The following is an 11945-nucleotide window of genomic DNA, read 5'->3' as shown; positions in this document are numbered from 1 at the left end:
TAAATAAGATTTTGATTTCCAGTTAAAGCAAACGGAAAATCTATATTCCCAACCATTAACCCTTTATCAGTTCCATTCCCCACAACCTTTACTGCCCCAAAGAATTGAGATGTTGCTGTACCTGTTACTGTTAGATTCCCTTTTGTAGTAATATTACCATTCCTTAGAATTTTAACTGCTACTCCGTCATTATTTTGTAATGTTAAAAATTCCCATGAAGTGGAAGCCCCATTATCTACAAAAATCCCTCTACGGCCATCACTATATGCCGTATCTGCACCACCAACCTGGAGAAGAGAATTAACTCGAGTTACTCCATTTATATCTAATTTCACTTTTGGATCAGTTGTCCCAACACCAACAAAGTTTCCATTATTAAAAATTACATCGTTTGCTATTAAATTTTTACTACTATTATACCTTAATGTTTGTCCTGATGCTCCAATTGGGAGCCCAACTTCTTCCCATTTTGATTTACAGTCTTCTTGAAAACAAATTTTACCGGACACAATAACATTTCCGTCTTTATCAATTTTAAATTTATCATTCCCAATCCCTGTTTGCAAAAGCATTAAATTCCCCTTTGTCAAAACATCATCTTTTATAACTCCATAAATAAGATTTTGCCCTTTCGTATAAATAATAGGGTTGTTGTAATCACCAACGCTTAACCCTTTATAATTAGCGTTACCAGTAGTGGAAACTGTCAAAGCTCCTGCTTTTGTTTGCGCTTCATCACTAGTTGTTATTATTTTTAAAGGCACGGGACATATTTCGCCAGGATCACAATTAGGTTCGTCCCACGCCAAAACTGGAATTGTAAAAAAAGTAACAAGGAACAAAAAACAAGTAACAAAAAAAATAAAAAGCAATTTTTTAAAAATATTTTTTTTCATATTTTTCTTTTTAAGAAAGCTAAAAACTGATTAAAGTATCATGTAATTTTATAAAAAAGCAAGGTGTTCTTTGCCCCCCCCTGATAAGGGGGGTTAAGGGGGTTTATAATTAATTCAAAATTCTAATTTGCCATAAGGTTCTTTCTAATTTTTCTTTTAGCTCAAAAAAATTTAATTTTTTAATTTCTAGTCGAGCCATAATCATAACATCAAGCCCAACCTCAATATTTGACAAATTTTTTCTAATTATTTCCCGCAATCTTCTTTTAATTAAATTTCTTTTATTCGCTTTTTTAGCTATTTTATTTGAAACAACAAACCCAAAACGAGAAACATCCAAATTATTTTTTAAAAATTTTATCCCAAATTCTCCTTTAAAACAATTTCTGCCTTTTCGAAAAATAAATTTAAAATCTCTATCTTTAGTTAAACGATATTGTTTGGGTAACATAAAATAATTTTTATAATTAAAATTATTTTTTAAGCTTGGGTTAAAAAAAGTTCTTTAAAATTAAACTTTAAATTAAGCTTTGATTAAAATATTAAATTTTGCCTTAATATCTTTAAATTAAGCGCTCAATTTTTCTCTTCCTTTGGCTCTTCTTTTTTTCAAAACATTTTGACCGTTTTTTGTGGACATCCGTTTGCGGAAACCATGTTCTTTTGCTCTTTGTCTTTTTTTTGGTTGATAAGTTCTTTTTGGCATAAAAAAATAATAAAATAAATAAAATAACTTTATAACTTTATAACTTTATAACTTTTATGGTGCGCGTGGATGGATTTGAACCATCGACCCCCACTTTATAAGAGTGATACTCTAACCACTGAGCTACACGCGCAAAAATTTAATAAATTTAATTAACATTCTCATAAACAAACCCGGTGATTTATTTTCGCAAAACTCTAAACTAAATATAAATTAAAATAAAGATAAAATCAAATTATGTTTAAATTATGTGGAAAAAATAAAAAAATTTAATTGCCTTCTATAAAAAAAAAAGCTAATATAAAAATATAAAAAATAAATTTTAAATACACTTTTAAAAATTAATTTATAATTTTATGTTTCAAAAAGAAGAAATTCAAAAAACAACGGAAACAATTATCGGCCCTTCTGTTAAATTAGAGGGCGACTTTAATGGCGAAGGCGATGTAATAATTGCTGGAATTGTTTTAGGAACTTTAAAAACTTTAGGTAATCTTAAAATTTTAAAAACAGCAAAAATCAATGCTAATATTAACGCTACTAATATAATAATTAGCGGTAAAATTAAAGGGAATATTAAGGCTTTAAAAAAAATAGAATTAACTCCAACAGCTAAAATTTTTGGAGACATAGAAACAAAAACTATTTCTATCGCCGAAGGAGCAATTTTTAATGGCAAATGCACAATGAACATTGAAGAAGAAAAAAAGAGTTAATAACTTCTTTAAAAATTATTTTTTCTTGTGGATTTTTTATTAATATCTTCTTAATAAAAAAAGAGTTTTTTTATTTCTATAAATTTTCCACAAAATATTAAAAAAATTTTAATATTTTTCGCACACTTTTTTTCTACACAAAACCCATCACTTACTTTTAAAAACTACTTTTCCATACAATCCACACCCCCCTTATTATTCTTATTAATTTTTTTAATTTATATATTTAATATAAATAACTCTATGAAATTTACTTGCTTACAAGAAAATTTAAATAAAGGATTATTTTTAGTTAGTCATATTGCTTTAAAAAATTCTTATTTACCTATATTAAATAATGTATTAATCCAAATAAAAAACAACACTATAGAATTAATTACTTCAAATTTAGAAATAGGGATTAAATGTCAAATTAGAGGAAAGACTAAAGAAGAAGGAAAATTTATTATTCCTTGTCAATTTTTAGTTAACTATATTGCTTTATTACCTAAACAACCTATTGAAATAGAAATAAAAAACTCTAAAATGTTTTTAGAATGTGATAATCAAAAAATGCAAATTAATAAAATTGCTTTTGCTGAATTTCCAACACTTCCAGAATTAAAAAATAAAATTCAATATAATTTAAAAATTATTGACTTTAAAAAAGCGTTGGAGCAAATAATTTCTGCTATTACTTTTAATGAGTTAAGGCCAGAAATAAGTGGGGCTTTGTTAAATTTTAATTCTCAGCCTAATTGGTTGACAATAGCAGGAACGGATAGTTTTCAAATTGCTGAAAAAAAAATTTCTTTTCAAGAAAATTCAGCAGATCTAATAAAACAAATAATAATCCCTTTTAAAACATGTCAAGAATTATTAAGAATTTTGCCAGAAGAAGAAAACGAGATAATTAAAATTTGTATTGATACAAACCAAATTTGTTTTTCTTTCCAAAACATAGAATTAATTTCACGAACCATTGAGGGGAAATTTCCTGATTATCCGCAAATAATCCCTAAAGAATATAAAACAAAAGTTTTATTAGATGTGGGCGAATTAATCAAAGGGATAAAAAGGCAAAGCTTATTTATTCCAAACAAGAAAAGAGAAATTAGTTTAAAATTTTCTTCTGTGGATCAAGAAATAATTATTTTTTCTAATAGCGTTATTGGTGAAAGTATTTCTAAAATAAAAGGGGATATTAAAGGGGAAGATAATGAGATTGTTCTTGATTATAAATATTTATTAAATGGGGTTCAAAGTTTAAAAAGCGATAAGGTGATTTTAGAAATATTTAATAAAAAACAACCATTAATTTTAAAGTCTCCTATGGAAGAAAAAAATTTATTTTATTTTATTTTTCCTCTTAAAGAAAAGGAGTAAAAATTTAAATAGTTTTTGTCTATTTTATGCACAGAAAAGTAGAAAAATTGATTAGACTTTCAAGAAAGGTTATTCGGCACGCGTCTTTAGAAAATGGGGCTATAGTGGCTGCCAATACAGATATGCCTTATTATTCTCGAGAGGCGGCAAATTATCGTTGGATTTGGCCTAGAGATGCGGCTTATATTTGTGTTGCTGCAGATATTTTGAAAATCCCCATTCAAGAGCCATTTTTCCAATGGCTATATAATCGACCGCAAAATTTTAAAAAATATAAATGTCTATATGCCAATTATGCCACAAATGGTCGGTTTGGTAGTATGGGAGGCGCGTTTCAACCTGATCAAGCGGGTACTATTTTGTGGGCCATCCATCATCATTATAAAAATAATTTCAAAAAGGCTTTAAAGTTTAAAGATTTAATTGAGCGTTTAGCTGACGGGGTATGTTCTAATTGGGGAGGGAAATTTTTTATTCCCAATACAGTGGATCTTTGGGAAGAAAATAAACGGCAGACTTCCACAAAAATAGAAAATAATCATACTTATTCTTTGGCTGCTTGTGCTAAAGGGCTTTTATTGGCGGATGAAATTATCCCTACTCAAATTTGGAGAGAAACAGCAACACAAATGCTTTTTGAAATTAAGGAGGCTTATGACCAAAGAAATAAATATTTTTTACGAAACAATGGTAAAATTAATGATTTGAATATTGACGCTTCTATGATGGGTTTGGTTTGGCCATTTGAAATTTATTCAGCGAATGACCCAAAAATAATCAATACAATTAAAAGAATTGAGAAAAAAATTGTGGTCAACTACGGTGTCCATCGTTTTGAATTTGATTATTTTGATTGTGAAGGATCAGCACAAGAGGGTGGAGGCGCTTGGCCTTTATTAAATTTTTGGATGTCAATATATTGGGGCCTTAAAGGGGATAAAGAAAAATCAGAAAAATATTATAATTGGGTTTTGGATAGAATAGGTAAATTTAAAAATTATTTGCCCGAACAAATTTTTTCTGATTTTAGAGTGGGTGTTTATCCTTTGGTTTGGAGTCATGCGATGTTTATCATTGCTAGTAAATATTTAGGGTATTTAGATAAGGATAAAAAATAAAAAATCCTTTATTAAATAAAAGATTTTTTATTTTGAATGATAATTTTTTCTATGGGCAGGGAGGGATTCGAACCCCCGAAGGCGAAAGCCAACTGGTTTACAGCCAGTCCCGTTTGACCGCTCCGGTACCTACCCTTAAGTTTATTTAACTTAGCATATAATTAGTTAAACAGCAAGGCTGGTTTTAGTTTTTAAATAAAAGATGGACAAAGTGTGGATAAATATTGTGGATAAATACAACGCCCTCTTTTAATTTGTATAAATTTTTGGTATATTATATATAAATTATTAGTAAGATTTCTCCTATAAGGAGATTATTTATTTTTTATAAATCCTATTTTTTGTTTGGAATAAAACATAAAATAGAGAATAAAGGGAATTTTTTATGGATAAAAATTTTATAGAAAAGATAAAAAAAAGTCTTTTAGAAGAGAAAGAAAAATTAAAAAAAAAATTAAATGAAATTGCTGTAAAAAATAAAAACGTAAAAGGCGATTATATTGCTAAGTTTCCTAATCTTGGGGACGAAGAAGATGAAAATATTTCAGAGGTAGCTGAATTTGAGGAAAATATTGGCACAGAGAATAGTTTGGAAATTTCTCTTCAGCAAGTTAATCGGGCTTTAGAAAAAATAGAAAAAAATAAGTTTGGAATTTGTGAAAAATGTGGCAAAGAAATTGAAGAGCGACGTTTTTTAGCTTTTCCCGCGGCTATTTTATGCCAAAAATGTATTAAAATTAAAAAATGATCAAAAGCTGTTTTCCACAAGGTTTAATTATTTTTTTTTCTTTAGTTCTATTTTTTATTGACCGTTTTTTAAAATATTTTTTTCTTGCTTCAAATTTTTCTTTTAATTCTAGATGGTTAAGCTTGGAAGTATTTAAAAATTCTGGAGTTGCTTTTGGTTTTTATTTAAATCTATTTATAATGTATTTTTTAATAAGCCTAATTTTATTGGGCTTATTTTTTTTCTTAATAAAAAGCTATCTTAAAAAAGATATGACTATTGTTTTTGCTTTAAGTTTAATAATCTTTGGCGCTTTTAGTAATTTAATTGATCGCTTTTTATATAATGCTGTTATTGATTTTATAAAATTTTTATTTTTTCCTATTTTTAATTTGGCTGATTTAATGATTTTAAGCGGGATAGGGATAATAATAAAATCAAAATTTAATTTAATTTAAAATTTATAATTCATAATTTCCTATGTTTTTTCGAAGTTTTAAAATTTTTATTTTTATATTTATAATAATTGTTCTCCCTGTTTTAGTTACTGGCTGTAAATGGGATTTGTCAAAGAAAACTTTTTCTAGTAAAAATGAGGAGATAAAAAAAGAGTTGATGGAATTAGTTAAAAAAGAATATAAATATAATGTGAAAGTGGAGATTATTAATAAAACTATCGGCGTTTATTTCCCTTTAAGTAATTTATTAGAAGATGATAAAGCAGAAGAGAAAAAACTTAATAAAGAAGTGGCAGAAAAAATTGATCATGTGATTTTTTTAACACATAGAGTAGCTTTGAGTTCTGATAATAATTTAGATTTTTATGTTATAAAAACTGTTGATATGGAAAATGGCAATGAATTATCTGTTGTAGGGTATTTTTATGATGTTTATCGAGCTCGCTTAGCAAATATTTCCAAAGGTGAATTTTCTCAAAGATTATTAAAAGGATTAAATAAAAATGACAAGATCATTAATGATTGGGAAGGAAAAAATTTTAAAATGAATGAAATTTTTTTGCCAGATTTTTTAGCTACTCAAATTGCTCAACGAATAAAAATTGCCACAACCAAAAAGAAAGATGAGACAGAAAAAAATAATTTTTTTTCTTTTGTGTTTGAAGATAAAAAACTAAAAGAAAAATTTGAAGCCAAAGAAATTCAGTGGGCATTAAAAGATAAAATTTTTACTTTTGTTTTAGAAATCCCTGATTATCAAGAAGAAAATGTTCAGGAAATTTTTAATTTAATTTTAAAAACAACAGCTGATGTATTATATGCTTATGATTTTGATTATAGTGCCACACGCATATTAATTAAAAATAAAACTGAAAATAAAAAAATCTTTTTTATTAATAAAAAAGATTTAGAATTATTTAGAAATAGAAAAATTAAAATAGAAGAATTGATTGATTAATAAGATATATAAAAATACGGGATTTATTTATGTTTTTTATTGTATCAAAATTTGAATGTTAATAAATTATTTTATCGCTATTTCATAACAATTTTCCAAAAGAAAAGCTACTGTTAAAGGGCCAATACCTCCTGGAACGGGAGTGATAAACCGTATTTTTTTAAAAACATTTTCAAAATCAACATCCCCAACGCTTTTATTTTTAATTAAATTATAACCTATATCAATAACAACAGCATCCTTTTTGACCATATCTGCGGTGATAAATTTTGGTTTTCCAATAGCAATAATTAAAATATCCGCTTGTTGAGATATTTTTTTTAATTCTTGAATTTTGTAATTTTTTGAATAAAAATAAATAGCAATATTTAATTTAAGTTTTTTTAATAAAAATTTTAAAGGTTCAGTAAAAATTTTATTTTTAGCAATAATCAAAACTTTTTTTTGTTTTAAATTAGATGTAGGAATAATTTTTAAAAATTCAATGATCGCTTTAAAAACAGGAGAGATAATTATTTTGTTTTTAATATTTTGAGGATGAAATCCATCAACATCTTTTTTAGGATTAATAGTTTTGATAATTTTATTTGTGTTTAGTTCTGCAGGTAATGGCAATTGAACTAAAATCCCATGGATATCTAAACGTTTATTAAGATTTTTAATTAAGGTAATAATTTTTTTCTCTAAAACTAATATAGTTTTTTCTTTTTTAAAAGTGAATAATTCAAAATATATTCCTATCTCTTTGCAGGCTTTTTCTTTTATTTTTACATAAACATTTGAAGCTTTATTTTGTCCAACCAAAATAATTGCTAAACCTGGTTTAATTTTAAGTTTAGCAATTTTTTGTTTTAGTTCTTTTTTAATTTTTTTAGCTATTTTGTTTCCTTTTAAAATTTTTTCCATTTTAATGTTGGGTTAATCCTTGTATATTTTTAAGAAACTTTAAAAGTTCGGTTTATTATTAATTACTTTTCTTTTTTTAAAACATTCAGCGCAATAAATGGGTCGCACGTTGTCTGGTTTAAATTTTACCTGCATCTTTTGTTTGCACTCCCAACATTCTGTCTCATATTTTTCTTTTGTTATTTGTTCTTTTTGTTGTATTTGAGTTGGAAAAGTTTGCGAAGAATCAGTAGAAATATTTTCTTGATAAGGGTTAAACTCTATTCCTAAATTTGCCAATTCTGAATAGAATTCCTTTTTCTTTGGTTGAGCCAGTGGAGTTGGTAAAAGCTTTTGAGGAATTTCTATTTCTCCTTTTTTGGCTTTTTTCAAACAAGATTCACAAAAAACCGGTCTTTTACCGTCTGGTAAAAATGGCACTTTTACTTTTTTCTCACACAAAGCGCAAACTGCATCATATAAACCTGAAGCGCTTGCACGAGGGGGCAAAGGCACATTTAATGTTTCTATTGACATTCCTGACCAGCGAGCAATTTTTTCTTCTACTGCTTGTCGAGATTGACTATATCTTTCTCGAGCAATGCGAATAATTTTTTCTCTATTATTTTTTTCTTTAGAAAAATTTTCTACTGGTTCTAAAGTTTGGGCTGAAAAAGGAGGGTTGGTCATTCCGTCAATCATTAGTTTTAAATAAATACAATAATTTGGTAAATTAACTAAATCTTGAATAGTAAATTTTTCAATAAATTCATTTTCTAAAAATTCAGCATCAGCCGCGCCAATTCTAAAAACAATCATTGTCCCAACATTACCAAAAATTGCATCTCTTACCTTGGTCGAGGTGTCAGTGACTAATTGACCAATATATTGATGAGCAACAATTAAATTAAGGCGATATTTTCGCGCCTCAGATAAAATTGCCGCAAAGGAATCGGTTGCAAAATTTTGAAATTCATCAACATAAAGATAAAAATCTTTTCTTTCATTTTCTGGAATTCTTACTCTTTCCATTGTTGATAATTGAATTTGAGTAATTAACATTGATCCCAAAAGAGAAGAATTATCTTCACCAATCCTTCCTTTAGACACATCAACCAAAAGAATTTTCTGAGTATCCATTATTTCTGGAATATTTATTGTGCTTTTTGATTGACCAACAATATTTCTAATTAAAGAAACGTTTAAAAATTGTCCAACCTTATTTTGAATTGGGGCAATAGCTTCATTGCGATAATTTTCTCCCCAAGCTTGAAATTCATTAATCCAAAAAGATTTAACAACAGGATCTTTTATATTATTAATAATTTTTTGGCGGTAATTTTTATCAACTAAAAGTCGAGGGATTCCCAAAAGCGTTGATCTAGGAGTGTCCAAAAGAGCTAAAATGCAATTATTTAAAATATATTCCATTCGAGCTGACCAAACATTTGCCCAAATTTTAGTAAAAACGCCAATTAATCCCGAAGCAATTAAATGTTTGTATTTTGGATCGGAAACTTCTAAAATATTAAAACTAATTGGGAATTCAGTGTCAGCTGGATTAAAATAAACAATGTCGTTTATTCTATGTGGAGGAATTTGTTCTAAAACTTCTTCAATAAATTGTCCATGAGGGTCAACAATCGCGATTCCTTCTCCTTTGTAAATATCTTGAAGAGCAAAATTTTTCAAAAGAGCGGTTTTCCCAACGCCAGTTTTTCCAACAACATACATATGTTGGCGTCGATCTTTTCTTTTAATACCAAAAACTTTTTCTAAATTTCGAAAATTAGTTTTTGCAAAAAATGTTATTTCATCATTGTTTATCATAAAAATAGGCTTTAAAAAATAGAAATTTGCATGGGTTCAACCCGTGTATATTTTTACATCATTGGTTCTGATTCTTCTTCTTTTATTTCTTTTTTCGCTTCCTCTTTTTTTTCAATTTCTTTTTTTACCTCTTCTTTAACTTCTTTTATTTCTTTTTCTAGTACTAAATTTTTTTTAATGATTTCTATTGGCAAGGCATATTTTTCTCGACTTTGCTTGACAATTTCTTCTCGATAAGAAGGATGCGTTGGAGGTAAAATATTCAACGTCTCAGCTGAAAATGGGTCAAAGGTTTCTCCATCAATCGTCATTTTGATAAAAAATTCTCGACATCCTAAATTTATCATATCTTCAGATCGAAAAATTGGCGCCATTTCAGCCACCAAACTAATGGCATCAGGACCACCAATTCGAAATGTAACAATTGTTCCCACATTGCCCATTACTGTAGCCAAGACTTTTGGTAATAATTGGGCAATATATTGATGAGCGACCATAAGACAAAGTCCATATTTTCTTGATTCAGCAAAAATATTTGCAAAGGTGGCGGTCATTAAATTTTGAAACTCATCTGCATAAAGATAAAAATCTTTTCGATCTTCTTCTTTTATTGAAGTTCGAGCCATACCCGCTTGATAAAGTTTGGTAATAAACATTGAACCAAAAAAACTGGAATTTTCTTCGCCCAATTTTCCTTTGGCCAAATTAATCAAAAGAATTTTTCCTTCATTCATGATTTTTTCTAGATCAATTTTATTTTTTTCTTGCCCAAAAATATTGCGCAATAATGGATTTGAAAGAAATTGCCCCAATTTATTCACTAAAGGAATAATCGCTTCCGCGTCAAATTTTTCTGACCAATCAGCAAACTCAACGGCCCAGAATTTTTTTACCATTTCATCTTCAATGTAGCTGGAAACTTTTTGACGATAATTTCTATCAGTTAGCATTGAAATCATTCCTTGCATTGTCGCGTGAGGATAATCCAATAGAGCTAGACAAGTAAAACGAAAAACATGTTCTAGTCGTGGTGTCCAATTAGCGCCGAATTGTTTTGCCAAAATTTCAATCAACCCTTGAGACACTTGATGTTTTAATTCAGGATTAATACTTTGTAATGGATTAAAAGAAACTGGGTAATTTAAATCTGATGGATCAATCAAAACAACTTCATTAATTCTTTCTTTGGGAATAAAAGTTAAAATTGTTTCAATTAAATCTCCATGGGGATCAATAATGCACACACCATGACCATAAGCAATATCTTGGCGAATCAGCAATTCTAAAAAGTTACTTTTGCCCACGCCACTTTTGCCAATGACATACATATGTCGTCTTCGATCTTTTCGTTTAATGCCAAAAATAAACCTTTTTTCTTCCATAATGGCTTGATAATTGGTTCGACCAAAAAAACAGCATTCTTTGGCGTCTATTTTTCCATAAATAGGCAATTCTGATGGTGGTGGTGCTAATCTAAATTTTCGAATTTTAATATCAGACATAAACAAAAGTTAAAAGTGTAAAGTTAAAAGTTAAAAGTTAAAAGTTAAAAGTTATAAAATTCAAAATTACAAATCCTAAATAAATTACAAATGCAATCCGCCAGCTGGTGGACAAAATTCAAAAAAAAATAAAAAGGTTTTAGATTTTGAATTTTAGTCAATATATTTTGCTAGCCATTCTTTGTAAGCTGGATTTATACGTTTAATATCTATTGCGGCAATGCAAGGAACATTATAACTGTGATTTTCTTGAACCAAGCTTTCAATTTTTCTATGTCACTTCCGCTAGATAACATTTTTCGCAATAAACTATTTCGGGACGGTCTGGCGCGTAGGTTGTTTCAAATTCATTTGGGCAAGGTTGATTGCCGTGAAAATGTTCAATCGTATTTTTATAAACTCCATTTGACGAATGTGTTCCATTACATTGACATTTGCGATGCCATAATTTCAAAGGATTTCTTTGTTTGATTCTATCATAATGTCGACAATTTGGACATAATCTAGGCAAAGGTAAATTCATTTTTTTATAAAATTCTAATTCTGGTTTAATGATTTTAAACGCCTTAGTACAATTACAATTGACGGGGTTGAACCCCGTACATTTTGTATTAGCGCATTCGATAATTTTATTTACAATGTCGTCGCTAACGTCTTTAATATTATCCGGCAGGTCTTCTGTTCGAATGTCTATTTGAATATTTCTTTGTTCTGGATCTTTCCATTGATAACCTTTTTCTATTGCTTGTTCTTTTGTTAAAGGAAAATATTCTTGAGCGATTGT

Annotated in this window: 14 protein-coding genes and 2 tRNA genes; 6 read left to right on the top strand and 10 right to left on the bottom strand. The window is 28.2% G+C overall.

Features of this window, described 5'->3' with window-relative positions:
* The 4 genes from CVV26_03125 to CVV26_03110 all read right to left on the bottom strand — a co-directional run.
* Positions 1 to 896, bottom strand: an 896-nt coding sequence (locus tag CVV26_03125; protein PKL72082.1) for a hypothetical protein, incomplete at its 3' end; no start/stop codon positions are given.
* 109 nt (positions 897 to 1005) lie between these two features.
* The gene (gene rnpA / locus CVV26_03120) at positions 1006 to 1347 is read right to left on the bottom strand and encodes a ribonuclease P protein component (protein ID PKL72081.1); all 342 of its coding nucleotides are present in this window, start codon (positions 1345 to 1347) and stop codon (positions 1006 to 1008) included.
* 117 nt (positions 1348 to 1464) lie between these two features.
* The gene (locus CVV26_03115) at positions 1465 to 1602 is read right to left on the bottom strand and encodes a 50S ribosomal protein L34 (protein ID PKL72080.1); all 138 of its coding nucleotides are present in this window, start codon (positions 1600 to 1602) and stop codon (positions 1465 to 1467) included.
* 57 nt (positions 1603 to 1659) lie between these two features.
* A tRNA-Ile gene (locus CVV26_03110) sits at positions 1660 to 1735 on the bottom strand.
* A 223-nt stretch (positions 1736 to 1958) separates the two neighbouring features.
* On the opposite strand from CVV26_03110, the gene CVV26_03105 reads away from it, so the two are divergent.
* The 3 genes from CVV26_03105 to CVV26_03095 all read left to right on the top strand — a co-directional run bounded on the left by CVV26_03105 (position 1959) and on the right by CVV26_03095 (position 4801).
* Positions 1959 to 2318, top strand: a complete 360-nt coding sequence (locus CVV26_03105) for a cell shape determination protein CcmA (protein ID PKL72079.1) — start codon at positions 1959 to 1961, stop codon at positions 2316 to 2318.
* Between the two features lie 243 nt (positions 2319 to 2561).
* On the top strand, positions 2562 to 3683 hold the full coding sequence (gene dnaN, locus CVV26_03100; protein ID PKL72078.1) for a DNA polymerase III subunit beta: 1122 nt from the start codon (positions 2562 to 2564) through the stop codon (positions 3681 to 3683).
* A gap of 26 nt (positions 3684 to 3709) precedes the next feature.
* Complete coding sequence (locus CVV26_03095) at positions 3710 to 4801, top strand: hypothetical protein (protein ID PKL72077.1); 1092 nt, start codon at positions 3710 to 3712, stop codon at positions 4799 to 4801.
* A gap of 52 nt (positions 4802 to 4853) precedes the next feature.
* Here CVV26_03095 and CVV26_03090 read toward each other — a convergent pair.
* Positions 4854 to 4936, bottom strand: a tRNA-Tyr gene (locus tag CVV26_03090).
* Positions 4937 to 5186: 250 nt separating this feature from the next.
* On the opposite strand from CVV26_03090, the gene CVV26_03085 reads away from it, so the two are divergent.
* The 3 genes from CVV26_03085 to CVV26_03075 are packed head-to-tail and all read left to right on the top strand — an operon-like array spanning position 5187 to position 6944.
* Positions 5187 to 5549, top strand: coding sequence for a hypothetical protein (locus tag CVV26_03085; protein PKL72076.1), 363 nt, complete (start codon positions 5187 to 5189; stop codon positions 5547 to 5549).
* The gene (locus tag CVV26_03080; protein ID PKL72075.1) at positions 5546 to 5986 is read left to right on the top strand and encodes a hypothetical protein; all 441 of its coding nucleotides are present in this window, start codon (positions 5546 to 5548) and stop codon (positions 5984 to 5986) included. Before CVV26_03085 ends, CVV26_03080 begins: the two co-directional genes overlap by 4 nt.
* 22 nt (positions 5987 to 6008) lie before the next feature.
* Positions 6009 to 6944, top strand: a complete 936-nt coding sequence (locus CVV26_03075) for a hypothetical protein (protein PKL72074.1) — start codon at positions 6009 to 6011, stop codon at positions 6942 to 6944.
* 66 nt (positions 6945 to 7010) lie between these two features.
* On the opposite strand, the gene CVV26_03070 is transcribed toward CVV26_03075, so the two are convergent.
* From CVV26_03070 to CVV26_03050, 5 genes are all read right to left on the bottom strand, one after another.
* On the bottom strand, positions 7011 to 7850 hold the full coding sequence (locus CVV26_03070) for a bifunctional methylenetetrahydrofolate dehydrogenase/methenyltetrahydrofolate cyclohydrolase (protein ID PKL72073.1): 840 nt from the start codon (positions 7848 to 7850) through the stop codon (positions 7011 to 7013).
* 39 nt (positions 7851 to 7889) lie between these two features.
* The gene (locus CVV26_03065; GenBank protein PKL72072.1) at positions 7890 to 9659 is read right to left on the bottom strand and encodes a hypothetical protein; all 1770 of its coding nucleotides are present in this window, start codon (positions 9657 to 9659) and stop codon (positions 7890 to 7892) included.
* A 53-nt stretch (positions 9660 to 9712) separates the two neighbouring features.
* Positions 9713 to 11161: a hypothetical protein gene (locus CVV26_03060; GenBank protein ID PKL72071.1), complete on the bottom strand. Its 1449-nt coding sequence runs from the start codon at positions 11159 to 11161 to the stop codon at positions 9713 to 9715.
* Between the two features lie 153 nt (positions 11162 to 11314).
* Complete coding sequence (locus tag CVV26_03055; protein PKL72070.1) at positions 11315 to 11419, bottom strand: hypothetical protein; 105 nt, start codon at positions 11417 to 11419, stop codon at positions 11315 to 11317.
* A 13-nt stretch (positions 11420 to 11432) separates the two neighbouring features.
* A partial coding sequence (locus tag CVV26_03050) for a hypothetical protein (protein ID PKL72069.1) occupies positions 11433 to 11945 on the bottom strand: 513 nt, incomplete at its 5' end.

The organism is Candidatus Kuenenbacteria bacterium HGW-Kuenenbacteria-1 (genome assembly GCA_002839745.1).
Taxonomy (GTDB): Bacteria; Patescibacteriota; Patescibacteriia; order UBA2591; family PGYQ01; genus PGYQ01.
This window is presented reverse-complemented; position numbering and strand designations above follow the sequence as displayed.

Bases quoted from the DNA above. Each gene is read 5' to 3' on its own strand.
- CVV26_03070 (PKL72073.1), bottom strand. From the start codon at position 7,850: ATGGAAAAAATTTTAAAAGGAAACAAAATAGCTAAAAAAATTAAAAAA.
- CVV26_03095 (PKL72077.1), top strand. From the start codon at position 3,710: ATGCACAGAAAAGTAGAAAAATTGATTAGACTTTCAAGAAAGGTTATT.
- CVV26_03065 (PKL72072.1), bottom strand. From the start codon at position 9,659: ATGATAAACAATGATGAAATAACATTTTTTGCAAAAACTAATTTTCGA.
- CVV26_03060 (PKL72071.1), bottom strand. From the start codon at position 11,161: ATGTCTGATATTAAAATTCGAAAATTTAGATTAGCACCACCACCATCA.
- rnpA (PKL72081.1), bottom strand. From the start codon at position 1,347: ATGTTACCCAAACAATATCGTTTAACTAAAGATAGAGATTTTAAATTT.
- CVV26_03080 (PKL72075.1), top strand. From the start codon at position 5,546: ATGATCAAAAGCTGTTTTCCACAAGGTTTAATTATTTTTTTTTCTTTA.
- CVV26_03075 (PKL72074.1), top strand. From the start codon at position 6,009: ATGTTTTTTCGAAGTTTTAAAATTTTTATTTTTATATTTATAATAATT.
- CVV26_03115 (PKL72080.1), bottom strand. From the start codon at position 1,602: ATGCCAAAAAGAACTTATCAACCAAAAAAAAGACAAAGAGCAAAAGAA.
- CVV26_03085 (PKL72076.1), top strand. From the start codon at position 5,187: ATGGATAAAAATTTTATAGAAAAGATAAAAAAAAGTCTTTTAGAAGAG.
- CVV26_03105 (PKL72079.1), top strand. From the start codon at position 1,959: ATGTTTCAAAAAGAAGAAATTCAAAAAACAACGGAAACAATTATCGGC.
- dnaN (PKL72078.1), top strand. From the start codon at position 2,562: ATGAAATTTACTTGCTTACAAGAAAATTTAAATAAAGGATTATTTTTA.